Origin of the sequence: Paenalicyclobacillus ferrooxydans, from assembly GCF_001399675.1 — a bacterium.
GTDB classification, from domain to species: Bacteria; Bacillota; Bacilli; order Alicyclobacillales; family Alicyclobacillaceae; genus Alicyclobacillus_B; species Alicyclobacillus_B ferrooxydans.
The window spans coordinates 71,172-94,046 of record NZ_LJCO01000072.1; the positions used below are offsets into that span (position 1 = coordinate 71,172).

The following is a 22,875-nucleotide window of genomic DNA, read 5'->3' on the forward strand; positions in this document are numbered from 1 at the left end:
ACTCGCGAGACCCGTTAACAAAAGGGTACACGCATGTAAACATTTATGAGAGCACCAAACGGGTGATCCTGAGCAGAAGGCACGGACTAGTTTCCAAATCCGAAAATAGTCCTCGCCCTCTCAACGTCCTCCTGATGAACCCTGCAACCGGGACCTCATAAGCTGGAACAGCCTGTCATCGGTCGATGACAGGCTTTCGGACTCTTCGGGCTCGAATCCGCATTATACGAGCTTTTCGTACCGTTCAAGTTGTTGCGCCACCTGCCGCTTTTCATCAACGGTGAGCAGCCGGCCAGCCATCGGGAACAGATGGCTGTCCTCTTTCCCCAAGTGATTCAGCAGGTGCGTTGCCAGTTCAATGATCTTCTCTCGCAACAGTTCCTCCGCGTGCGGATCCGCATTCGTCTGAACGAGATCGTAAATCCGCGTTGCTTCATTATGAATATTCCTGATCCGGTGATGCTCGTCGAGCAGTCTCGGCACCGGGCCGACATCCATGCCACCGGTGTACTTCGCAATCCGAGGAAAGACAACCTCTTCCTCTGCCAGAAAGTGTGTATCCAGTTCTCTTGCGACTGCCTTCAAGACCTCTGAAATCTGCTCAGGATGGTCCTCCGGATGCATGGCCAGAAGTCTGCAAAGTTCAACGTGATCGTCAACCAGCGGACGAAGCTCTGGGATGATGGCATCCAGGAGAGATGGATTTTGATAGGCATTTTCATGGTCTACCACGAAACCGGCGGTTTGTACCGCACCTGCTTCGTGCACCGGGATGAGAACCAACAGCACAGTACTCTTATCAATCGCTTGCACTGCATGCTCCACCTTTGGCTGGACAGTCAGCATTTCCAAAGCAGCAAGTTCACCTGTCTCACCTTGCATTGTGAACTCCACTCGACCGCTGAGAACAATCACGCACAGGTTGTGCGGGGTGCGATGCTTCGTCAAACCTTCTCCTGGATTCAGTGAAAGCTGCACAAACTTCGCATCTCCATGTTGCAATATGCTTTTTACGTTTTGGTCCTGAAACTGCAGTGATAACTTCTCCATCTCGTTCACCTCTAATGGAAGTTCAAACGAAAGTTCAAACGAAAGTTCAAACGAAAGTCCGACAACGCTTCATCCAAGATCCGAAATGCCCAGACTAAAGTTCAACAATACCTTATCTGAAGTTCAAAAACTCCTTGGCTTCGTCAGACATCAGGTCTGGGTTCCAGGGTGGGTCCCAGACGACGTCAACCGTCACAAGTCCAACCCCGAAGGCCTGTGCCGCTGCCCACTCCACCGCGTCGCTGATGGTATCGTGCGCCGGGCAACCCGGCGTTGTCATCGTCATTTCAATGTGGAGCAGCCCTTCTTCAGGCTCCTCCAACTTATAAATCAACCCGAGGTCGACGACGTTGACACCGATTTCGGGATCGTAGACATCCTTCAGCTTTTCCGTAACTTCTGCCATGTCAATCACGAACCATCAGCTCCTTACCGAGTGTTCGAATAGAAAGGACACGTGCCAGCTGCCAACAAAACCAAACAATAGCTACAGCACACAAGACAGATGCAATCATCACTCCAGGGACAAAAGCGAGTCCGCCAGAGACAGCCAGCAAAAGTAAACCAACAACAAACACGATGAATACCGGTCGAGCCCGTTCGACGTCAATCATATCCTTAATCAGCGGCGTTTTGCCCTTTTCAACACCCACGCTGTACCTTTTTGTCCAGACCAGAAAGGGCACAATCTTGTAGGCGTAACTCATCACAGTGAGCGTAATCCAGCCAAGCAGATAAAATGTGACGACAGCCTGCCAACCCGCCAGACCTTGACGACCAAAGGACAAAACAACAAGCCCAAGAATCGCAAGCACACCACCGCCGATGGCACTCATTGCGGTAATCATCGGTGCCTCTGTACGCCGACGCAGCCGTTTTTTGTAGATCCCGCGGAAATCCAACCCTTGATTCATAAACGTTGCGATGCCGAAAACCCCACCGCCGATTGTTACAGCCGCAACATGCGACCAGATGCCGAAGAGCAGGCCCCAGATGGCAATTTGAGCAAAAGCGAAGGTCCACGGTTGGCGTTTCGTTGAGAACCCATGTGACAAGGTGAACATCGGTAACAACTTGTAACTGAAACCAAGAATAAGAAAGGTGAAGAAACCGCCTGTCGCCAGAATGATGTGTGTCCAGAGGAGTTCCTGAAACACCGTTCCAATCACCGGCACGGCAAACGACACGACAAGTAAAAGTGCCGCGGTGACTGCTGCAGCCAAGTACACGTGCGCCCATTGAATGAACCAGACAACAGGCCCCTTAACGGTGGTCTTTCGTATCGACATCAGCATTACCGCAACAAAGATGTACAAAGATAATGTGACCAGACTGCCAAACACAATCAACCCTGGCGTCCACCATACGGCCATCGAACTGATGAGACCAATGACCCCGACTGCATACAGCCAGAAGTTATACCTTGCGACGGACACATTTGACAGCGGGATGAGAAATGCGACAGTCGAGAGTTGGTACACGGCCCCCATGACGAATGCCAGCAGAGAGCCGAGGGTGAGCATATGCGTCATAGAGACGACAGCCGGTTGAAGTGGCATGCCCTGACCAAGGCGACTAGACTCAAAGACCATGTCGATCGCAAACAGGAAAAACCCCAGGATTCCGAGTACCATGTAGCGCATCGGTACCGTAAATGGAGGAGATTGACTGTTGGACAATCCGCCACCAGGCCCTCCCATTCCCACTGATCCTGGCATCGGACGAGGAGCAGGCCGTGAACCTGAACCTGGCTTTTGTCCGCCTCTGTCACCAACTGTATTACTCATCGTACTTCACCTCCCAGCGGACGCAGTCTGACGAAAACTCACTGTTGCTTCAGGAATACTTGCAGCAAGGTACGGTGACTTGAATCACCTTCGTATTCCCTGACTTTTGTTCTGCGTCCCGTAAGCACATCCTTATTATTGCCGGGATCGGTGTCGGCAGCTGTGAAAAACATCACATTGGTAAACTTGTTCAGATCGTAAGAGAGACAGCAATGAGTGTGAACATGGCAGGCAAGATCAGCAGAGAGGCCAAGAATGTTCGTTTCGCCCAGATTGTACTGTCATAAGGAGATTGTAAAAGGAAAATATGGCTGACAAAAAACCAGCCTGTCAGAACCAAACATCCACCAACAAGCACTGGCTGATTTAGCCCAATCGCCGGTGCAAATGCGACTCCAGCCATCAACAACACAGAATAAACTAGCATCTGCCGCTTCGTCGATCTCGCTCCGCGAACCACCGGCATCATGGGAACACCAGCTTTTTCGTAGTCTTCTGCTTTATAGAGGGAAAGTGCCCAAAAGTGGCCAGGCGTCCACAAGAAAATCAGTGCGAACATCCACCACGCAGCGGGTGCAAGATGTCCTGTCACCGCGGCCCAACCGACGAGTGGCGGAAACGCGCCTGCTCCGCCGCCAATGACAATGTTTTGCGGCGTTCGACGCTTGAGCAGCATGGTATATACCACTCCGTAGTACAAAGCACCGAGAAATCCGAGTAATGCAGAAAGCGGATTAACCATCACATATAAAACGACGACACCGAGGGCCGTAAGCAGAATGCCAAAAGTAAAGGCCTGCCGGCTCGTGATGATGCCTGCAGGCAGAGGACGTCGCTTTGTCCGATGCATTACTGCATCGATGTCTTGGTCATACCACATATTCATAACCGCAGAGCCGCCTGCACACATCGCCAATCCGAGAATCCCAAACACGGTCACCCGCAGGCCGGGAAGTCCATGGTTTGCAGCAATCATGGCACAGTAGGCCGTGAAGGCAAGCAATGTGACAATTCTCGGCTTGGTCAGCACCATGAAGGCGCGCATTACACCCCATAGAGAACTCTGCGACTCGGTATCTGTCCAATCTTCATAGAGTTTCGATTCTGGAATCCCCATGATGTTTTACCTCACTCCTTTTGATAGAGAAGAAGGAGGCATGGAAGCCTCCCTCTGAGGCTCTTAAGGCCTCCGTTCGAACAGGATAAGCCGCGTTCTACGGTTAATCCTCCTGCTCCATCTCCCTGCTTTTTTACGAAACCTGTGAACCGAATCCCATAATCCAGACTGACATAAGCGCAATGGCAAAGGTGAAGATAAGCCCGAGTATCAGTGCCAAGGAATGATAAGGCGGGCCGTCCCCTTCAGTAACGTGCATGAAGAAGAAAAGCTGAACGACAATTTGAAACCCAGCCAAGATGGTCATGACAATCATCAGCGGTGCCACATGCATGGCGTGCGTTAGTGCCAGTGCGAATGAAATGGCTGTAAGAACCAGCGACAGCAGATAACCGAGGACGTATTGACCGGATCTGTGTTTGGCGTGTGACGGCCCGTTGCCCTGCGTGAGTTTGTCTGTACTCGTCGACATCTACATCACCACCCCAGATAGATAGACTACGGTAAAGATAAAAACCCACACGACGTCGAGGAAGTGCCAGTACAGGTTGACCACGAAGACCTTTCGAGCTGAAATCGGGTTGATGCCTTTTTTCGCGACTTGAATTGCTGTGACAATCATCCAGATGATCCCGATGGACACGTGCGTCCCGTGTGTACCGACGAGTGTAAAGAACGCAGACAAGAATGCGCTGCGCTGCATCGTTGCGCCTCGAAGCGCATCGGAAACAAACTCGCTTGCTTCAAACCCGACGAACGTAAGGCCGAGCGCAATGGTCACAATTAACCAGGTGAGCAGTTGCCGTTTGTTGCCGTTGCGCATGGCAAGTGTGGACATGCCTCCAGTGAAGCTGCTCGTCAAAAGCACAAATGTTTCAATCGTAAACCCTCGCACGTCAAAAATGTCGTGTGGGGTAGGCCCGCCATCGGTATGTGTGCGAAGGACGAGGTACGTTGCGAACAGACATCCAAAGAGCAGCATGTCGGTCGCAAGGAAAATCCAGAATCCGAGGATTTTCACGGATTGTACAGGGTTTTGATATTCCAGAGGTTTATCCGCAACATGCTGGTGCGGTGCAACCGTTGTATGTGCGACAGCCATCTTACAACCTCCCCAATGCTGCTTCGACTTCACGCACTTCTTCCGCCAGGATGTGATACTCATCATCCCATTCGAAGGCACGCAGGATCATCGTCAATGCAACGCCGACGAGTCCAATGACAGCAAGTACATACCAATTGAAGACGAAGCCAAATCCAGCGACGAAAAACGCCAGGCCCATCAAGAACGGACGGCCGGAATTCTTCGGCATGTGAATGTCAGCAATCGCATCCGGGTTGATCCTCCGGAGCTCACCCTCACGTCCTTCTTGCTTCATGACCCACAGCATATCTCTGTCTGTAACCGTTGGAATGACGGCAAAGTTGTAATGCGGTGCAGGTGACGGCAAAGACCATTCAAGCGTGCGGCCGTTCCACGGGTCGCCTGTGAGGTCACGCTCACCGTACTTAATGCTGTACACAATCTGTACAACGATGAAAAGGAAGCCAAGTCCCATAATGTAAGCACCGATGGTCGAGATGAGGTTCAACGTATGCCACCCCATACCGGCCGGATAGGTGTACATTCTGCGCTGCATGCCCTTAAACCCGAGTGCGTACTGCGGCATAAAGCAGACGTAGAATCCGATATTGAACAGCCAGAAGGCAATTCGTCCAATTTTCTCATCGAGTTTGAATCCAAACATCTTTGGCCACCAGAAGTACATACCGGCAATCAAACCGAACACTGGGCCAGCAATGAGAACCTGGTGGAAGTGCGCTATCAGGAAGTAACTGTTGTGATACTGGTAATCTGCCGGAGCTACAGCCAACATGACGCCTGTTGCACCACCGATGATAAAATTCGGCACAAAGGCCAGCGTCCAAAGCATTGGCAGCTCAAAGCTGATCCGTCCACGGAACATCGTGAACAACCAGTTAAACACCTTCACGCCAGTCGGAATGGCGACCATCATCGACGCGACCGCAAAGAACGTATTTACGTCTGCACCTGCACCCATGGTGAAGAAGTGGTGAGCCCAGACAAAGTAGCTGATGACACTGATTAGCAAGAGAGATGCAACCATCGATGTGTAACCAAAGATTCGCTTGCGTGCAAAGGTCGCGACGACTTCGGAAAACACACCGAATGCTGGCAAAACGACGATATACACTTCGGGATGTCCCCAGATCCAGAAGAGGTTGACGAACATCATCGGATCGCCGCCGTGCAACATCGTAAAGAAGTGCGTACCGACAATTCGGTCAAGCATCAGGAGCGCAAGCGCGATGGTCAGTGCAGGGAACGCAAAGATGATTACAATCGAAGCGGCCACGACTGACCACGTGAAAAGCGGCATCCGCATGAGTTTCATACCAGGAGCGCGCATCTTCAGGATTGTCGCAAGGAAATTAATTCCTGTCGCGATACTTCCGATACCAGAAATCTGCAGCGAGAGCAGATAGAAGTTTTCGCCAGGCCCCTTATCAAATCCAAGTTCTGTCAACGGCGGGTAACTGACCCAGCCTGCATCCGGTGAACCGCCAAAGACGAACGAAATGTTGAACAACATGGCGCCAAAGAAGAAAAGCCAGAAGCTGATGGCATTCAGATACGGAAACGCGACGTCGCGAGCGCCGATTTGCAAAGGTACGACAATGTTAAACATCGCGAAAATCATCGGCATGGCCATGAACAGAATCATGATGGTGCCGTGTGTTGTGAAAATCTGATCGTAGTGTTCAGCCGTCAAAAAATGACTGTTTGGCGATGCGAGCTGCGTTCGGAGCAGCATTGCATCCGCACCGCCGCGAAACATCATCAATAGTGCTGCAATAAGATACATAATCCCGATTCGCTTATGGTCAACCGACGTTAACCACTCTTTCCAAAGCCACTTCCACTTCTTGAAATAAGTCAGCGTCGCAACAATCCCAATCGAGGTGAGTGCAATCAAAATGTCCGATATCCAGATGAGATACCCTTCATTCCACATCAGATAGGTATCGGTGAACTGTTTCAGGGCCGCCGGCATGTCATTCCCTCCTGCCTCTTTACTTGTTTGAACTGCTCGACTGACTTGCTTCGTTGGCTATTCCACTCTTTGCAGTCGAGTTGCTCATCGCAGTGGAATTTCCACTGGCCATACCTGCCATGTTCATGGTTCCTGGCATGTACCGACCGCCTTCAGACCAGATGACATTGTCAAACAGCCCTTTCGGGAACGAAGAATAAGATGCGGTTCCCATCGTGCTTGGCTTCTTCAATTTGTTGTAGTCGGCCATGGTCAATGCAGGTGCACTAGATTTGGTTTGACTGACCCATTTGTTAAAGTCGCTGTTTGAAGCGGCAATGACGGTAAAGTCGTCATGAGCAAAACCTCTGCCCGTAAAGTTCGCCCCGTGGCCGTAATACTGGCCGGGTTTGTCTGCCTGAAGCCAAAGGCCCATAGCCATACCCGGCATGGTGTATTCCTGGCCGCCTAGTTGCGGCACCCAGAATGAGTTCATCGGGGCGTCAGACGTGAGCACGAACTGCACCGGGACCCCTGTCGGAATCTCGCAGTAATTAACCGTTGCAACGCCCTGGCCCGGGTATTGGAATAGCCACTTCCAGTCAAGCGATGTTACCTCAATCGTCATCGGATTGACATTTTGTTCAGGCGGTCTCGTCAGAGCAAACGTTGTCTTGGCGGTGAACACCGACAAGATACCGACGATAATAATCGGGATCGACCACCAAACCACTTCAAGCACCTTGCTCTCTGACCACTCTGGGCTGTATTTCGCCTTATTGCCAGGTGTGTTCCGGTAACGGAAGATGATAAAAAAGAAGATGGCGAGTGTCGGTACAATGACAATCGCGATGAGAATCACAGACGTGATAATGAGGTTTAATTCCTGTTTACCTACAGGTCCGACCGGATGAAATACTAAATACTGCGGACCACAGCCAGATAACAAGGCGGCTGCAAGAACGGCTGTAACAAGTGCCCCCCACTTCTTTACAGACTGTTTGTGCACGCTTATTTCTCCCCTTCCAATCAACGAGATTTCATGATCCTGCGGCAGTAAAATTTCATGTGTCGTGTCTGCAGAGGGCGGCGTTTATTCACGCCATGGTTCTGATGTCGGCCGGAGATAGTGGGGCACATTGGTCTGTCCAGGCCCGTTTGGCCTACTGACGAGTGCTATCAAAGGTCATTTTGACCCGGTTCATAACCAGACCGAACCTACTATGACAATGGCCATAAACGCCTAGTACAATCTGCATTCACACGCTACAATGCACAGAATAAAAGTTGGGAACATGGCTCAAGTGTGCGCTGGATCACAATTCAAAAAGGAGAATAGAGGGCGTTCACAAACTGTTCGCAAACAGGATTTTGGGGTTTGGGATGCTGTTGGGATGCTGTTGGGATGCTGTTGGGATGCTGTTGGGATGCTGTTGGGATGCTGTTGGGATGCTGTTGGGATGCTGTTGGGATGCTGTTGGGATGCTGTTGGGATGCTGTTGGGACTTGCCGCCTAATGCCGTGGCCGTCGGTCCGCGTGGTGGCTGGAGTGTGTAAGGGGTTAGCGTCTGATAAGACGACGGTCGGACGGCATTGCAGCCGTCCGACCGCTGTACAGGTTAGCTGAGGGTGCTCAGATAAGCGACAAGATCTGCGCGTTGTTGGTCAGTCAGTTGAGGAAAGCCTGGCATTCCGCCGCCGCCAGTCCTGATCCAGTTCTGAACGTTGTCATTGTTCACCGGTTGTCCATTGGGAAGTTGGGATTTTGACATGATACCCTTCAAACCTGGTCCAACGACCCGGTTAGTCCCTGTAGAGTGACACATCGAGCAGTCTTGCTGAAACAGTTTCAGTCCTTGCTGTGCATCACCCGTCACGGCCGTCGTTGTGCCCGAAGTGTTGGCGTTCGACGTATTTCCTGCGGGCGCTGCGGTATTACCGCCTGTGCCGCACCCGGCAACAAAAACTGATACGCCGACGCCGAGAGCCGCAATGGTGCTGTAAAGACGTAACCGATTCAACCTTACCCCCCCTCTCTGTCGTTTATAAAACCCATCCCTACGGACTAGAAACTTGTCACATAGAGGCTTGTACCCTGCTTTCACCAACACTATACCAAATGTCTTGTCTCAGACCACAATCAGACGACAATTGGATGACCTTAACGCCTCGCACTTGAATAACTGAACACGTCCCCAGGTTGCTTCGAACCTCATGATTAAAAAGGCACCATGAAATTCATAATAACCCTGACTCGTCCTGCCGAACCATCATCGACTGTTGAACGCCGGGTGCCGTGCAAATCGTACAAATCCTGTGCACCACCCCCGAGGGAAAGGAGGAAGGCCAACATGGATCGAGCAAATGAAGGACTCTCCCTGGTCGCATGGGTTGTCATTATCACCTTTATTGTATTGATGATTCTTGGAGGAGTCTTGTGGTGGTGGGACGCCTACATCATTAAGGGTTAAACGGAAGGATGTACATAATGCCAAAACTTCTGGGAAAGGTAACCATATGAAAATGAATGATGACCGTAATCAAGTACGCCGTCGCTATCGGTATGGACGAATTGTAGCTGCTGTTGTCATTGTCTTGGCGATCGCGTTTGTCTTGCTCGAGTTTCAAGAGTTTGCTCACCTCCACTTCGGTCGCTTTTACTGGCGCTGACGGAAGTGGAGCCGTGAAGTGGAGCCATAAAGCACAACCGCTCCCGCACGCCAAACACCGTCTGACATGGCCGCAGCAGCCACGTGCTGTCGAGGTAGGCCTGTCTTCTGTGACGCCAGTGTTCTGTCCAATCTTCTTGAAGGAAAAGGAGGGTGTTGCAACCTCATGAACAAGCCTTTTTGGACAAAGTGGCGACATTTGATGTTCGTACTTCTCGTACCGCTCGTTACGTCAGGGTGCGGCGAACGCTATCTCGTTCTAAATCCAGCCGGGCCAGTCGCGCGAATTGAGCAGCGACTGATTATCTTAACTATCGTCATGGTGCTGATCGTCGTGATTCCCGTCATTATTTTGACGGCCGTCATTGTGGCGAGGTACCGCGATCGGCCTGATCGAACGGCACCGTATATGCCTGAATGGTCGGAAAGCAAGGTGCTTGAAGTTGTCTGGTGGGGCATTCCAATCGTCATCATCGGCATTATTGGAACGTTCACTGTCAGGGACACGTTCCGGCTTGTGAAGCCCCAATTGCCAGAAGCTCCGTTGACCATCCAAGTTACTTCACTCAACTGGAAGTGGTTATTTCAGTATCCAGACCAAAACATCGCAACGGTCAACTACTGCAAAATCCCGACGAATCGTCCAGTCGAGTTTGTTTTGACCAGTGACGCACCGATGAACTCGTTCTGGGTCCCGCAACTTGGCGGTCAGGAGTACACGATGCCAGGCATGGCGATGCGTCTATGGCTGCAGGCGGACAAACCAGGCGTCTACTTTGGACATGGAGCCAACTTTACGGGCAAAGGCTATGCGAAGATGGCGTTTGACGTGGTGGCAACGGACGCACAAGGGTTTGACCAGTGGACAAAACAAGTCAAAGCATCTGCACCGCCGTTAACGAAACAGGGTTACAAAAATCTGACTACAAAGCAGGACATCGTTGGAAAACAAGAGTTCTCTTCCTTCCCGCCAGGAATGTTTGAAGCTGACATCCGCATCAACGGCGGCATGTACATGAAGCACCAGCTGAAAGAAGCCACAGACTGATGCGCTCTGTCTGCGACTCTCCCGTTGTCTTTCAGACACTGACCGCAGATGAGAAGAAGAATGCAATGAAAGAGGGAACACCATGCCTGCTTCAGTAACAAACTTTGCGACTCACTTTTTTGTCCTCGGCGATCCGTTAATTTACGGCGCCGACGCATCGATCGTCCTTGTCACTCTAGCCATTCTGTTCGTCCTTACCTACTTCAAAAAATGGGGTTGGCTATGGCGGGAATGGTTAACCACGGTCGACCACAAAAAGATTGGCATCATGTACTTGATTGCTGCTCTCCTGATGTTCTTCCGAGGCGGCGTTGATGCCATCCTCATGCGTACTCAACTCGTCTGGCCAGGTATGCACTTTCTACAATCGGAACACTACAACGAGATCTTTACCACACACGGCACCATCATGATTCTCTTTATGGCAATGCCGTTCATCTTTGCGATGTTCAACATTGCAGTGCCTCTGCAAATCGGCGCGAGAGATGTCGCATTCCCATACCTGAACGCAATCAGCTTCTGGATGTTTTTCTTTGGTGCAATGCTGTTGAACCTGTCATTTGTCATTGGCGGGTCTCCCGACGCCGGCTGGGTGAGCTACCCTCCACTGGCTGGTCCCGAGTACTCCATCGGACCAGGAGAAAATTTTTACCTGCTCGCCTTGCAGATTTCAGGCATCGGCAGTATGGGTACAGGTATCAATTTCTTCGTCACCATCTTAAAGATGCGTGCACCAGGGATGACCTTAATGCGGATGCCGCTCTTTTGTTGGTCAGTTCTCGCAGCGTCCATCTTGATTATTCTTGCCTTCCCGGCCCTGACAGCAGCACTTGCACTATTGCTGTTTGACCGGCTGGCTGGCAGTCACTTCTTTACCATGCTGGCAGGCGGTAACCCGATGATGTATATCAATCTGTTTTGGGTCTGGGGTCATCCCGAAGTCTATATCGTCGTTTTGCCCGCGTTCGGTATTTTTTCCGAAGTGGTCGCGACATTTTCGCGCAAGCGGACCTTCGGCTATGCCTCGATGGTCGCTTCCTTGATGACCATTGTCGTCCTTAGCTACCTCGTCTGGGCTCACCACTTCTTCACGATGGGTGCCGGGCCTGGCGTCAACAGCTTCTTTGCCTTGGCCAGTATGATTATCGGTATTCCAACGGGTGTGAAGGTCTTCAACTGGCTGTTCACGATGTACCGAGGACGCATTCGGATGACTGCACCGATGCTGTGGACTGTCGGGTTTATTCCGAACTTCGTCATCGGCGGTGCAACCGGTGTCATGCTGGCATCCGCGCCGACAGATTACCAATACCACAACAGCTACTTCCTGATTGCCCACTTCCACCAGGTTCTGATTGGCGGTGTGGTATACGGGATGCTTGCAGGGATGTACTACTGGTGGCCGAAGATGTTCGGTCACATGCTGAATGAGCGCTGGGCCCGTCACGCCTTCTGGTGGTTCAACATCGGTTTCTATGTGTGCTTCATGCCACAGTATCTAGTGGGCTTAATGGGCATGACGCGAAGAATCTACGACTATCCAGGTGACATGGGCTGGAACACATTGAATCTCGTCTCTACCATTGGGGCCTACATGATGGGCATTGGGTTCATCCTGCTTGTCTTGGACGTCGTGTACAGTATCTTTTACGGTGAGCGAGATAAAACGGGTGATCCATGGGATGGACGGACACTTGAGTGGTCGTTGCCATCACCAGCACCACACTACAACTTTGCGCGGATCCCGATTGTTACAGCTAGAGACGCTTGGTGGATTATGAAGGAAGCGCGCCGCGGTGATCTGACAGATGTTTCAACTACAGAGGGTGTCGAGAGTGTGCGCGTAACACAGTCGAAGCAAACCGCTCCTCAAAGCTTGAAACAGTCAGGGCCACTCCAGCCTATTCATATGCCGAAGGATTCAGGGCGACCCTTTGTCCTCTCTGTCTGCTTCTTCATCTTCGGTTGGGGACTGGTGTTTCAGTGGTATTGGATGGCGATTCCAGGATTTCTCGGTATCCTTGCATCCTTGTTAGCGAGGTCGTTTGAAAAGGAAACATCCTATCACATCCCGGTTGAAGAGATTGAGAAAACCGAAGCCGCGTACGGGAGGTTATAGCGATGACGGTTGCAGAACATCACTTGCATGAATGGGAGGAAGACCACGACCTCCCGCTGGAGTACTCGACCGAAGAAGGCGGACTGAAAATATTCGGTTTCTGGGTCTTTCTCGTTACCGACATGTTGTTGTTCGCATGCGTGTTCTCTACGTACGCAGTCTTGTTCCGGCATACGAACTACGGTCCGACCCCAGTTGGCATCTTTGATGTGAAAGGGTTCACCGCAGAAACGTTGATTCTGCTCACAAGCAGTTTCACCTCTGGCCTCGGTACGTTGTTCATGCGCCGCGGCCAGAAGGGTGCCTTAATCGGATGGGTGCTCGTCACAATTGTGCTCGGTCTGTCGTTCATTGGTCTAGAGCTCAGTGAGTTCATTGCCGACGTCCAAAATGGTGCAACGATGCAGCGAAGTGCCTTCCTGTCTGCCTTCTTTACCTTGGTAGGGATGCACGGATGCCACGTCACGTTCGGTATCTTCTGGATGACAAGTGTTCTCATCCAAGTTGCCGTACGTGGAATCAATACAGTAACAGCGCCAAAGGTATTCATCGTTGGACTGTACTGGCACTTTCTCGATGTTGTTTGGGTGTTTATCTTTACTGTCGTGTATCTGATTGGAGAGCTGACATAAGTCTGCACTGGCTGCAGCACGGCAGTACAAACGCCAATGAAGTGTTTCGATTTAGGAAGTGTTTCGATTTAGACACGCTTGTTCAGACACCTGTCCTGCAGTTCGAAGACTTGGCTTGGAAGCCTGGAGCAGGCAAAGAATATGGTTTATTGCAAGGAGATGACAAAATTGTCCACCGCAGAAGACAGAGTTCGCCACCCCGAGCCCTCCCACCACCAACACGGCGTTGGGGTGCCAATCATCGGGTTCATCCTGTCCATCGTCCTGACCCTTATCTCACTGTGGGCCGTCATGAACAAGGTAACGACGAATGCAGGGTTAGTCACACTCATTATGTTGCTTGCGGTTGTGCAGATTGCTATTCAGTTGTTCTTCTTCATGCACGTGACTGAAAGCAAAGGCAAACCATGGCACGTGTGGTTACTCGGACTTGGTTTTGCGATGACAGCGGCCGTAGTCGCAGGTTCCATCTGGATTATGACATTTGGTGCCGAAGCGTATTGATAGTGAGTCCGTCGGGAACAATTCCATCGCCATTCCGTTCACAACGCAATCAGGTAACCATCCAGAATAAAAATGAAATCGGCTGCCGATGTCATGCCCATCAGGCAGCCTTTTTCTTGCAGTGGTTTCCACTTATCTTAATCTCGGTTTCAAGGTTCATTGTGAGATGTACCATGCGCTGACTCGAGCCTATTTCACAATTAACACAGGTACTGTTGCCCGGTGCAAAACACGATAACTTACGCTGCCAAGGAGCAGTCGATCCACCGCCCCGCGTCCGTGACTCCCCATGAAAATGAGGTCTGCAGGCAATTCCTTGGCTTCGTCGCAGATGATCGAAGCGGGATCGCCAATCACAACCTCAAAGCGAACCCGGTCATTGCAGTTCTGAAACAACTGTTCACGCGCCTGCCGTTCAATTTCATCGGCGTGTGCATTGTCCTTCGCCGCCTCTCCTGGCATCATTGACCAATACGGGTACACGGCGTCAGGGAGAATCTGCGGAATTACATAAAGCATGAGAAGCTCAGCTTCCGGCCACTTTTCCATCCACTCGGCTGCAACCTGTCCAGCTTTCTTTGCAATGTCTGATCCGTCTGTGGCATAGATAAACTTCTTCATCATGCTTCCTCCTGTTCAGTTCGGAAGATGTGGACGTTCACACTTTCACGTTATCATGACTTGGACCAAGTGCGAAGGTCTCAACGAACTACGCTACATGAACCTTTTTCCTCCAATTTTAGTTCAGCTTTTCTTCAGTTTAGTTCAGCTCCCTAGTTATAGTTCAGTTCCCTCTTAACTTCCCTTTCGTTGCTCGCGTGACCTTGCGCACAATGGGTATGCTCAAATTGGTGTATTCTTACTGCAGAGCATTTGATTAGATTGGAGAGATTGGTCAATGAAGGTATTCGTACTCAGTCGAGTTTTGCTCAATCCGATTGCCCTGCCTGGAATGGGCAAAAGCATCGATCTGCCGGAAATGGCTCCACAAGAAAATCAGGAAATGCGGATGGCATTCTCACAGGGAGAGTTGTACGTCGAGTTCGACGACGAACCAGGAGTGACACACAAAGTCATTAATTTGTGGGCAAATCCACACTCAAGTCAGGCGACGTTATTCATTCGCTGACCCCGCCCGCGGTTGCATTCCCGCCTGCCGCCGACGTATCACCGACTCGAGGGGGCGTTACAGATGGCTGAGACGTCTACAAAAAAACACTTATCCGTCACAGTGTATTACCTCTTGATTGCCATGGGCATGGGGTGGCCGGCCCTGATTGCTACTGGTCGGTTGCTGTCGCTGTGGAAAACCGGGAATACGCTCTCGCCGCTGTCCCTGGCTGCTATCCATACACTCGTGCTGGGTTCCATGATGACCATTGCGTTTGGCGTCCTGTATCAGATTGTCCCCATCGCCTTTCAGGCTCCGCCGGTCGCTCGCCACGTACTGTATTGGCATCTCCCCATCCATCTCTTGTCCGTAATCCTGATGGTCATCGGCTTTTTGCACAGTCGGTTTTTATGGGTCGGTATCGGAGGCTCTATGCTGCTCATTGCAGCTGGGGTCTACTTTGCCTTTGTCCTTCAGAGTTATCGCAAGGCACGCAACAAGACGCCGGTTCATCGGTCTTTGACGATCCCGTTTGTGTCCCTGCTCCTCGTCATCCTCGTCGGCATCTTCCAGGCCTTTGTCCCACAAGATGTCACGCAGTCGGTCGTGATGACACACGTTCTCCTCGGCGGCCTCGCCTTCTGGGGTGGGTTGGTGCTCGTACTCTCCTACAAGCTGTTTCCGATGTTCATCATCAGTCACGGCTACAAGGCCTCGCTGGTTCGAACAGCAAGCCTCTATTTTTCCGGCGTAGCCCTTTGGCTCGTCAAAGAGTGGCTGCCCTCTCAAGCATGGACACCACTTGATATGGCCGTCACGATTCTCATCCTCTACGGACTCATCAGTTTCGTCGTCGATATGATCGCTGTCGTTCGTGCGCGGAAGCGACAGCGGATCGTGCTGCCACTTTACGATGCGATGGTCGCTACAGCGACAATCGTGATCGCACAGGTCTGGATCTTAGCTTTATTGTGGCTGCACGATACCACATCCATCGTGTATGCCGTGTATCTGTTTGCATTTGGCGGCCTCATTCCGCTGATGTTCGCCTACATGCAAAAAATTGTGCCGTTTCTCTGGTTTGAGTATCGCTTTAGCAAGCGGCCCGAACGAAAAACGGCACCTCTGATTGACGATATGGTCCCAAAGCGCCCTGCCCAAACCGGTTTCATCATCTACTACATCGGAGTGTTACTCGGTCTGACGTATCTCATCTTCGCGCCAAGCAGGGTGCGTCCTCATGCAGCGGGTGCGGGTTCGAGCGCAGCTGCGGGTGCAGGTGCAGGTTCTGCAGTGTCGACGGCGGGCCTAACGATGACTCCAACGTATCTCAGTTGGCTCAGTGCAGTCTGTCTGACCATCGGCAGCTTTGTGCTGTTTCTTGCGTTGCAGCACGTGTTAACGATTGGCGGGAAGCGCCCCAATGATGATGCGGCATAGCGCCGAGGACTCGTTGGTGGCACTAAGACACCCCTGGCAACTTCGTTACAAACGTTTTGATCTGAAGGAGGAGATTATCCATGGGAAATTGGTCTGCAAACCTGGAGACGGAAGAATACGCAGCGGATCGCAACCTGATACTGAATGACTCCGTGGAGGCAATACTCGAGACAAACCCGGGGAATTTCGTCAACCTTGCCGTCTCAGAAGCGCACGGGAACCCAGATGCATACCTGGTTCCGTTTCTCGAAGAGCGGTTTGGAACGTCCATTCGCATTCAGTTCATCGACCAATGCGGGTGCGGAGGGTACGTGTACAGGGTGTTTCGCCAATCCGCCGCGATGTGATGTATGTCACGATGCGCGAGGCACCAAACGAGTAAAGTCAAGATGTAAAGCAAAGCCACATTCATTGAACCGCAATCATACTGGAGGGAAAATCAGATGACAACATCTTTTGCAGCAACCGTAAACGCAACCGAGTATCCGCCGCACCTGAAACACAAGGTGATTTTTGAGACGTTTGACGGCCTGAAGGCAGGCGAGGCTATGTTGCTCGTAAATGATCACGATCCGATGCCGCTTCACTATCAATTCGAGCTCGAGCGCCCTGGCATCTACGAGTGGGAATACATCGAGAAAGGTCCCGAGTGGTTCCGAATCCGTATCGGTCGGATCGACGGGAGCAGTGCCAACGCGTGACAAGCTCTAGCCAGACACAGCTGACGGTGGAATGGTTACCCGTCGGACACATTACACACGGATATCGGCGGGTTTTGATTGTCAGGAGCGGATCGCGCATTCAAAATGTGGTTGCACTCGCCCCAATGCCGTACGAAGTCGTGTTCCAGGTGCAACAGTGCGCTGCACCTCGGCGTGTCACCGATCCGTCGCTCTGGTGGGGACTGTCCACTGTCGTGCGGCTGATCGAAAACGGGGCACTCGATCCTGCACAGAATCGCGACCTTCCCGACGATGGATACCTGCTGCATCGGCCGACATTCCAAGGGGCACAAGACCTGATTCCCGTTGACATATTCCAGGAAGCACTGGATGACGGCCAACTCGTTTGGCCCATTGGCGGTGACTCAGTGACCGACGACAATATGCCGGTCAGCGAACAGAGGTGAAAGCATGGCCCAGATTAACATTGTCAATGAGTCGACAATCCAAATCTCCGTTACCCTCGAAGATGCGAAGCGGATGGTGCAAGAAGCAGCACGGGATGTAAAACGCTATGCCAGCGACATTGTCACAATCTATGAGAAAATGCCCTTTTTCGACTACACCAGCTTCTGTTTTTACGCATACGACAGCGCAAAGCTCTTTGAGTGGGTTTTGGGAACGGATCCAAGGGAATACCACTCGTTCTCACTTGATGCACCCGACTCCTTTTTCTACACCCTCTACGGTGGGGTTGCTGCACTGTATGATGCGGCGAAAGAATCCGTCAAAGAACAGATGCTTCAGGCGTAAAAATCTACGTTTCAAAGGGAGTGATTGATATGGAACAACTCCTTGATGTCACAACTGATGGCCCGCGACTCATCATCGATGCGCGAACCGCCATTCGTCAAGGCCGCCATCCGCGCGCTGAGATACTGACTTTGGTTCAGGATGCTCCACCGGGGACGTTGTGTGAGATACACCTGCCCCACCGTCCAGAGCCATTGATCGCTGCGTTGCAGCAAGCTGGATTCAACGTCACCGTTTCTGAAGCAGCACCAGGGGATTTCATGTTGCGGGTATTGAAACTTTAAACGCTTTACACCGAAGACCTCTCACTCATGCAAGTGTGTCCTTCTGCTGTATCAAACCTTTGGAGTTCTCATGCTCTCTCGATTCTGGTTGATTTGATAAAGACTCGCCGGAGGCCCGGAAGACCTCCTCGCGAGTCCTTTTTTTGGGTTCTCAGCAATGTACGGTACACTTTAAATGTACGGTACACTTTATAAGTAGGTGACATAATTACACCTAAGACACCGACGCATCTGTGGACTCTGGAGAGGAGGACTCGCCATGACCAAACTCGACATCTCCAAATTCGAAAAACACATCGAATTGCGGAACATCCGAAGAGAGGACATTGACAACATCCTAACGTTGCAGGCCGTCTGTTTTCCAAACATGGAACCATGGACACGCGATCAGCTCGAGAGCCACCTTGACATCTTTCCTGAGGGCCAGTTTTGTGTGGAGTACGAGGGAAAAATCGTTGGTTCTTGTTCCAGCCTCATCGTAAACTTTGACGAGTACGATGACCAGCATACCTGGGGAGACATCACTGATAACGGTTATATCACGAACCACGACCCGGAGGGGTTCAACCTTTACGGAATTGAAGTCATGGTGCACCCCGATTACCGCCGCATGAAAATCGGGCACAGGCTTTATGAGGCGCGCAAAAACCTCGCTCGCCGGTTGAACCTGAAGAGCATCATCATCGGCGGTCGTATTCCAAACTACCACAAACACGCAAACGAACTGACTCCCCGTGCCTACGTGGAGGAAGTCGAAAATCATATCCTGTACGATCCGGTGCTGTCGTTTCAGATTATGGAAGGGTTTAGCGTCAAGCGGATCAATACCGGATACCTGCCCGATGATGCAGCGTCCGCAAAGTTTGCGACCTTGATGGAATGGAACAACATCGACTACCACCCGAAGTCGCGGCGCGTGTATCGAATGTCTTTCCCGGTAAGGATCTGTGTGATTCAGTACATGATGAAGAAGATCGATTCGTTCGAGGACTTTGCTCGGCAAGTGGAGTACTACGCAGACGTGGCAGCCGACTTTGGGTCTGACTTTGCCGTCTTCCCGGAGCTCTTGACGACCCAGTTGATGTCTTTTCTCGATGAGAAGCGGCCCGATCACGCTGTGCGTCAACTTGCCACCTTTACTGAACAATACATTCAACTGTTCACAGAACTCGCGGTGAAGTACAACGTCAACATTGTCGGCGGTTCCCACTTTGTCGAAGAGGATCGGCAGATTTATAACGTTGCCTATCTGTTTCGACGAGACGGCACCATCGAGAAGCAGTACAAGATCCATGCCACGCCAAACGAACGGAGATGGTGGGGAATCGCTGAAGGCGATCAAGTGAAGGTCTTTGACACCGACTGCGGCAAGGTAGCGATTCAGATCTGCTACGACATTGAGTTCCCGGAACTCGCCCGTCACGCAACAGATAAAGGAGCTGGGATCATCTTTGTTCCGTTTTGCACGGACGACCGTCAAGGATACCTCCGAGTCCGCTACTGTGCGCAAGCACGGGCGGTGGAAAACCAGGTATATACCGTGATCGCCGGCACTGTGGGGAACCTGTCACAGGTCGAAAACATGGATATCCAGTACGGGCAGTCAGCCATCTTCTCACCCTCTGACTTTTCCTTTGCGAGAGATGGCATCGTCGGTGAGTGCAGCCCGAACGTGGAAACCGTTGTTGTCGGCGACGTCGACCTTGAGACCTTGCGAAGGTCACGAAACACTGGGTCCGTCAGACAGCTGAGAGACCGCCGACGTGACCTCTATGAAATCCGTTGGAAGAGCCTTCGCACGGATGAATGACACATGGTAAGGACCGATTGGAAACACGGATTGGGAGCATTTATTGGAAGCACGGATCGTGAGTGACAGGCGAATGAAAAAACGCAGTCAAACCTTGGGCTTCAGGATCAGGAGTTTGGCTCCGGCCTCAACGAGAGGATTTCGCCGAACTCCAAGCACGATGTCGTTCCTTTGGGCCAGGCCCAAAACATACTCGTGATGCTCACTGCGTACATCGCGGAATAACTTGCCCACGAACGCCTCTGGAACGGGAATTTCATCAATCACAAACTCGTCTGAGTTGACCATCTGCATTAACAGTTCACCTGCGTGCGGTGCCTGAAGACTCTTCGCAAGGGTATGGCCGAGCAACTCTTGCCAGACTAACGTCCGCTCGATGCCAAGCGCTTGCAAGGCCCTAGACGCTAAAGCCGATCGTGTACTCACTGTAACCGGTACGTCTTTCGCGACCTCCTTCAGCGCAATGGCGGTCTCGAGAATATCCCCGTCCCGGACACCGGTTATGATGGCATGCTTTGCATAGGCCGGACGGGCTTTCATCAGTACATTCGGATCTCGCGGGTCACCCTTGATATAAGATACGTTCAAGGGTACCGCGGACGGTTCGATATCCTCCGCAACGAGGACAATCGAGCCAACGCCCTCTAATGACTTCAGCACTGTCAGGGTCTCATCCGCATTGCCGAGTACGAGAATGTGGTTGCGTCGTAAGCCCACGTGCTCCATTCCGACCAACCTCCTGATCTTTGTTTCTGCAACCCGAGCTGCCATGATGGAGAAAAGAGCCCCAAACAGTGGTATGCACGTCAACATTACCCCGATGGCAATCGCCCGGCCCGCTGTATTCGTGGGGGTCACATCTCCATATCCAACCGTAGATGCCGTTGTAATGGACCAGTAGAGTGCTTCCCAGAATGTTCGATGCTCGAAGTGCGCAAAGAGCAGTGCACCCAAGAAGATACACACGAGAGCAGAGACTGCGATGTACACTTCAGTTCGTCGAGTGATACTGTGAAGCAGTCGAAAGAAGAGCACGAACACATTGCTCACCTCTCTACCTTCGTGTTTACGCATTCGCAGTAAGCTGGTTTACCAGCCCATACGCTCCCGGAGCCCAGTGATGTGCGCAGTATGATGCTTCGCATGCCACGCGTACACGCCGAGGATGGCGGAGAGCGGACGCTTGCCTGCACGCGGATGCTCAAACGTTCGCTCAAGGTCAGATGGGGACATCGACTTCATGAGAAATGCCCAACGCCGCTGGATTCCTTCGAACATCAGCAAGGACATCTCAATCTCACCAGCGGTACTGTCCGGTAAGGCTGCAAAAGCGTTGATATCGATCGGTTTGATAACTGGATTGTCCTCAGTTAACGCGTGTTTAAAGTTCGTATATGTATGCATATGTGTATCCGCGAGGTGATGCACCACCTGCCGCACAGTCCATCCATCCGGCCGATACGGCGTGTCAAGCTGATCTGTCGTCAGCCCGGCAACAGCTGCCTTCAAGGCATCTGGAGAAGCCAATACATCGTGAATCCAGGATTGAATCACCGCGTCATCGATGACTTCAGGAATCTGGGGTCTGCCAATCGGGTAACTAAGATCCATCTCTATACCACCCTTGCATGCTGATATTTGCTCGATATCCACGTAAGAATTGGGGCAATATCGCTCGTGTATTCGAGCGTCTCCGTCACGTCCACAGCGATGTACGGAAGAGCGGTACTACGCCACGAGTAGCCGGATTCAGGCTCACCCGTGAGGCTCTGCATCAACGGCTCCCACATGCCGTTGTCAGGTATCCCTTCTGTGCTCGCACCATTCGTGTTTGCGACGGTCGTCGATATCATTTTACACTTTGTGAACACTTCCGTGTGCGTTGCGGTCGGACCAACTGCCGTTACAGCCCGAAACCTGGTCCTTGCCGGGCCAGCTTGCCGAGGGTCGATCAGATGATGGACCGGGTTTCCTTCAAAGCTCCAGGAGCGTTTCTTCAGCGAACTTGTGCACATGGCGATCCGCTCCAACGAAGCTGGAAACTCCACTGTTGCTGCCAAATCCTCTGCCCCACCGTACGGGTCCTCAACACCAATGGACCAACCTGCCCCGCTTTCCTGACAACCCGACAACACGATGTCACCACCTGCATCGACGATGAAGCCATAGCGGTCAGAGGATGCGATAGATGACGCAAGCAAGTCCGCAAGGCTGTCCGCTGCGTAACCCTTACCAATCCCCCCCAAGTCTAAAGGGTGATGCAGACAGACCTCACCCGAAGTCCCGGTGGTGTCAAAGAGCGGATCATCCAAACTCATGGCAGAGTCAGCCGACTTACTTACGTCAATCGGAGCACCAGGATAGCCAATTTGCTCTAAATGGCGGATTACGCGTGGATCAAAAGCCCCCCCGCTGACATGGTGAAACAGCGCCGCGAGATCAAGCACTTGCCGAAGCGTTCGCGACACGCGAACCCATTCTCCCACGCGCTGATTGAGTCTGACCAACTCACTATCGGGACGAAAGCGTGACATCACCTGCTCGAGTTGCTCTGTGCGCTGCTCAAGTTGGTCAAACAGGTGCTCTGCATAGACTAGTTCAATGGAAGTATCAACACAGAGATAGAATGACGAACCCATTGCACGATAGCTCCGTTGGTACCTAGCCACTACGTATCACCTCAAGTTATGGTGCCACTCGACGAAGCGGCTGTCAGATGGCCAGGTCGAGCCGTGTTGGAGGATGCTCTCCCACGCCCCCCATGCTCGGAACT

26 protein-coding genes are annotated in these 22,875 nt (G+C 51.9%); 13 read left to right on the forward strand and 13 right to left on the reverse strand.

Going from position 1 to position 22,875, the window contains the following annotated elements; genetic code table 11:
• Positions 1–222 precede the first annotated feature (222 nt).
• From AN477_RS16705 to AN477_RS16745, 9 genes are all read right to left on the reverse strand, one after another.
• Positions 223–1,050, reverse strand: a complete 828-nt coding sequence (locus AN477_RS16705) for a hemerythrin domain-containing protein (protein WP_054970309.1) — start codon at positions 1,048–1,050, stop codon at positions 223–225.
• Positions 1,051–1,162: 112 nt separating this feature from the next.
• Positions 1,163–1,456 (reverse strand): metal-sulfur cluster assembly factor, encoded by a 294-nt coding sequence (locus AN477_RS16710; RefSeq protein ID WP_054970349.1) that lies wholly within the window; start codon positions 1,454–1,456, stop codon positions 1,163–1,165.
• 1 nt (position 1,457) lies between these two features.
• Positions 1,458–2,837 (reverse strand): hypothetical protein, encoded by a 1,380-nt coding sequence (locus AN477_RS16715; protein ID WP_054970310.1) that lies wholly within the window; start codon positions 2,835–2,837, stop codon positions 1,458–1,460.
• A gap of 190 nt (positions 2,838–3,027) precedes the next feature.
• Positions 3,028–3,954: a heme o synthase gene (locus tag AN477_RS16720; RefSeq protein ID WP_083486371.1), complete on the reverse strand. Its 927-nt coding sequence runs from the start codon at positions 3,952–3,954 to the stop codon at positions 3,028–3,030.
• 133 nt (positions 3,955–4,087) lie between these two features.
• Positions 4,088–4,426, reverse strand: coding sequence for a cytochrome o ubiquinol oxidase subunit IV (locus AN477_RS16725; protein ID WP_054970311.1), 339 nt, complete (start codon positions 4,424–4,426; stop codon positions 4,088–4,090).
• A complete protein-coding gene (locus AN477_RS16730) occupies positions 4,427–5,056 on the reverse strand; it encodes a cytochrome (ubi)quinol oxidase subunit III (RefSeq protein ID WP_054970312.1) in 630 nt (209 codons plus the stop codon).
• A 1-nt stretch (position 5,057) separates the two neighbouring features.
• Positions 5,058–7,031 (reverse strand): cbb3-type cytochrome c oxidase subunit I, encoded by a 1,974-nt coding sequence (locus AN477_RS16735; protein WP_054970313.1) that lies wholly within the window; start codon positions 7,029–7,031, stop codon positions 5,058–5,060.
• Positions 7,032–7,050: 19 nt separating this feature from the next.
• Positions 7,051–8,019, reverse strand: a complete 969-nt coding sequence (locus AN477_RS16740; RefSeq protein ID WP_054970314.1) for a ubiquinol oxidase subunit II — start codon at positions 8,017–8,019, stop codon at positions 7,051–7,053.
• A 610-nt stretch (positions 8,020–8,629) separates the two neighbouring features.
• A complete protein-coding gene (locus tag AN477_RS16745; RefSeq protein WP_054970315.1) occupies positions 8,630–9,031 on the reverse strand; it encodes a c-type cytochrome in 402 nt (133 codons plus the stop codon).
• A gap of 496 nt (positions 9,032–9,527) precedes the next feature.
• Between AN477_RS16745 and AN477_RS24645 the strand changes: the two genes are divergently transcribed.
• The 5 genes from AN477_RS24645 (at position 9,528) to AN477_RS16765 (ending at position 13,982) form a co-directional block, all read left to right on the forward strand.
• Positions 9,528–9,680: a hypothetical protein gene (locus AN477_RS24645; protein WP_157062019.1), complete on the forward strand. Its 153-nt coding sequence runs from the start codon at positions 9,528–9,530 to the stop codon at positions 9,678–9,680.
• Between the two features lie 165 nt (positions 9,681–9,845).
• On the forward strand, positions 9,846–10,727 hold the full coding sequence (locus AN477_RS16750) for a cytochrome c oxidase subunit II (protein ID WP_083486372.1): 882 nt from the start codon (positions 9,846–9,848) through the stop codon (positions 10,725–10,727).
• Between the two features lie 82 nt (positions 10,728–10,809).
• Positions 10,810–12,846, forward strand: a complete 2,037-nt coding sequence (locus tag AN477_RS16755) for a cbb3-type cytochrome c oxidase subunit I (RefSeq protein WP_054970316.1) — start codon at positions 10,810–10,812, stop codon at positions 12,844–12,846.
• A 2-nt stretch (positions 12,847–12,848) separates the two neighbouring features.
• Entirely contained in the window at positions 12,849–13,478 is a 630-nt protein-coding gene (locus AN477_RS16760; protein ID WP_054970317.1) for a cytochrome c oxidase subunit 3, read from the forward strand.
• A gap of 168 nt (positions 13,479–13,646) precedes the next feature.
• A complete protein-coding gene (locus AN477_RS16765) occupies positions 13,647–13,982 on the forward strand; it encodes a cytochrome o ubiquinol oxidase subunit IV (protein ID WP_054970318.1) in 336 nt (111 codons plus the stop codon).
• 189 nt (positions 13,983–14,171) lie between these two features.
• Here the strand turns inward: AN477_RS16765 and AN477_RS16770 are convergent, their stop codons facing one another.
• Positions 14,172–14,603, reverse strand: coding sequence for a universal stress protein (locus tag AN477_RS16770; protein WP_054970319.1), 432 nt, complete (start codon positions 14,601–14,603; stop codon positions 14,172–14,174).
• 277 nt (positions 14,604–14,880) lie between these two features.
• On the opposite strand from AN477_RS16770, the gene AN477_RS16775 reads away from it, so the two are divergent.
• The 8 genes from AN477_RS16775 to AN477_RS16810 all read left to right on the forward strand — a co-directional run bounded on the left by AN477_RS16775 (position 14,881) and on the right by AN477_RS16810 (position 20,102).
• The gene (locus AN477_RS16775) at positions 14,881–15,111 is read left to right on the forward strand and encodes a hypothetical protein (RefSeq protein WP_054970320.1); all 231 of its coding nucleotides are present in this window, start codon (positions 14,881–14,883) and stop codon (positions 15,109–15,111) included.
• A 63-nt stretch (positions 15,112–15,174) separates the two neighbouring features.
• Entirely contained in the window at positions 15,175–16,533 is a 1,359-nt protein-coding gene (locus AN477_RS16780) for a hypothetical protein (protein WP_054970321.1), read from the forward strand.
• A gap of 80 nt (positions 16,534–16,613) precedes the next feature.
• Complete coding sequence (locus AN477_RS16785; protein ID WP_054970322.1) at positions 16,614–16,880, forward strand: CGCGG family putative rSAM-modified RiPP protein; 267 nt, start codon at positions 16,614–16,616, stop codon at positions 16,878–16,880.
• A 96-nt stretch (positions 16,881–16,976) separates the two neighbouring features.
• Positions 16,977–17,234, forward strand: a complete 258-nt coding sequence (locus AN477_RS16790; protein WP_054970323.1) for a DUF2249 domain-containing protein — start codon at positions 16,977–16,979, stop codon at positions 17,232–17,234.
• Positions 17,231–17,662 carry a hypothetical protein gene (locus AN477_RS16795; RefSeq protein WP_054970324.1) on the forward strand — a complete coding sequence of 144 codons (432 nt, stop codon included), beginning with the start codon at positions 17,231–17,233 and terminating at the stop codon, positions 17,660–17,662. The genes AN477_RS16790 and AN477_RS16795 overlap by 4 nt, the downstream gene beginning before the upstream one ends.
• Positions 17,663–17,666: 4 nt before the next feature.
• Positions 17,667–18,008 carry a hypothetical protein gene (locus AN477_RS16800; RefSeq protein WP_054970325.1) on the forward strand — a complete coding sequence of 114 codons (342 nt, stop codon included), beginning with the start codon at positions 17,667–17,669 and terminating at the stop codon, positions 18,006–18,008.
• 29 nt (positions 18,009–18,037) lie between these two features.
• Positions 18,038–18,292, forward strand: coding sequence for a DUF2249 domain-containing protein (locus AN477_RS16805; protein ID WP_157062021.1), 255 nt, complete (start codon positions 18,038–18,040; stop codon positions 18,290–18,292).
• A gap of 259 nt (positions 18,293–18,551) precedes the next feature.
• Complete coding sequence (locus AN477_RS16810; protein ID WP_054970326.1) at positions 18,552–20,102, forward strand: bifunctional GNAT family N-acetyltransferase/carbon-nitrogen hydrolase family protein; 1,551 nt, start codon at positions 18,552–18,554, stop codon at positions 20,100–20,102.
• Positions 20,103–20,189: 87 nt separating this feature from the next.
• Here AN477_RS16810 and AN477_RS16815 read toward each other — a convergent pair whose 3' ends face one another.
• From AN477_RS16815 to AN477_RS16825, 3 genes are read right to left on the reverse strand one after another with little or no spacing between them, the layout of a single operon-like run.
• Positions 20,190–21,152, reverse strand: a complete 963-nt coding sequence (locus AN477_RS16815; protein WP_169787915.1) for a potassium channel family protein — start codon at positions 21,150–21,152, stop codon at positions 20,190–20,192.
• Between the two features lie 39 nt (positions 21,153–21,191).
• Positions 21,192–21,713, reverse strand: a complete 522-nt coding sequence (locus tag AN477_RS16820; RefSeq protein WP_054970328.1) for a YfiT family bacillithiol transferase — start codon at positions 21,711–21,713, stop codon at positions 21,192–21,194.
• Between the two features lie 2 nt (positions 21,714–21,715).
• The gene (locus tag AN477_RS16825) at positions 21,716–22,771 is read right to left on the reverse strand and encodes an FAD:protein FMN transferase (RefSeq protein WP_157062022.1); all 1,056 of its coding nucleotides are present in this window, start codon (positions 22,769–22,771) and stop codon (positions 21,716–21,718) included.
• Between the last annotated feature and the right edge of the window lie 104 nt (positions 22,772–22,875).

Bases quoted from the DNA above. Each gene is read 5' to 3' on its own strand.
- AN477_RS16705 (WP_054970309.1), bottom strand. From the start codon at position 1,050: ATGGAGAAGTTATCACTGCAGTTTCAGGACCAAAACGTAAAAAGCATA.
- AN477_RS16710 (WP_054970349.1), bottom strand. From the start codon at position 1,456: ATGGCAGAAGTTACGGAAAAGCTGAAGGATGTCTACGATCCCGAAATC.
- AN477_RS16715 (WP_054970310.1), bottom strand. From the start codon at position 2,837: ATGAGTAATACAGTTGGTGACAGAGGCGGACAAAAGCCAGGTTCAGGT.
- AN477_RS16720 (WP_083486371.1), bottom strand. From the start codon at position 3,954: ATGGGGATTCCAGAATCGAAACTCTATGAAGATTGGACAGATACCGAG.
- AN477_RS16725 (WP_054970311.1), bottom strand. From the start codon at position 4,426: ATGTCGACGAGTACAGACAAACTCACGCAGGGCAACGGGCCGTCACAC.
- AN477_RS16730 (WP_054970312.1), bottom strand. From the start codon at position 5,056: ATGGCTGTCGCACATACAACGGTTGCACCGCACCAGCATGTTGCGGAT.
- AN477_RS16735 (WP_054970313.1), bottom strand. From the start codon at position 7,031: ATGCCGGCGGCCCTGAAACAGTTCACCGATACCTATCTGATGTGGAAT.
- AN477_RS24645 (WP_157062019.1), top strand. From the start codon at position 9,528: ATGAAAATGAATGATGACCGTAATCAAGTACGCCGTCGCTATCGGTAT.
- AN477_RS16750 (WP_083486372.1), top strand. From the start codon at position 9,846: ATGAACAAGCCTTTTTGGACAAAGTGGCGACATTTGATGTTCGTACTT.
- AN477_RS16755 (WP_054970316.1), top strand. From the start codon at position 10,810: ATGCCTGCTTCAGTAACAAACTTTGCGACTCACTTTTTTGTCCTCGGC.
- AN477_RS16760 (WP_054970317.1), top strand. From the start codon at position 12,849: ATGACGGTTGCAGAACATCACTTGCATGAATGGGAGGAAGACCACGAC.
- AN477_RS16770 (WP_054970319.1), bottom strand. From the start codon at position 14,603: ATGAAGAAGTTTATCTATGCCACAGACGGATCAGACATTGCAAAGAAA.
- AN477_RS16775 (WP_054970320.1), top strand. From the start codon at position 14,881: ATGAAGGTATTCGTACTCAGTCGAGTTTTGCTCAATCCGATTGCCCTG.
- AN477_RS16780 (WP_054970321.1), top strand. From the start codon at position 15,175: ATGGCTGAGACGTCTACAAAAAAACACTTATCCGTCACAGTGTATTAC.
- AN477_RS16785 (WP_054970322.1), top strand. From the start codon at position 16,614: ATGGGAAATTGGTCTGCAAACCTGGAGACGGAAGAATACGCAGCGGAT.
- AN477_RS16790 (WP_054970323.1), top strand. From the start codon at position 16,977: ATGACAACATCTTTTGCAGCAACCGTAAACGCAACCGAGTATCCGCCG.
- AN477_RS16800 (WP_054970325.1), top strand. From the start codon at position 17,667: ATGGCCCAGATTAACATTGTCAATGAGTCGACAATCCAAATCTCCGTT.
- AN477_RS16805 (WP_157062021.1), top strand. From the start codon at position 18,038: ATGGAACAACTCCTTGATGTCACAACTGATGGCCCGCGACTCATCATC.
- AN477_RS16810 (WP_054970326.1), top strand. From the start codon at position 18,552: ATGACCAAACTCGACATCTCCAAATTCGAAAAACACATCGAATTGCGG.
- AN477_RS16820 (WP_054970328.1), bottom strand. From the start codon at position 21,713: ATGGATCTTAGTTACCCGATTGGCAGACCCCAGATTCCTGAAGTCATC.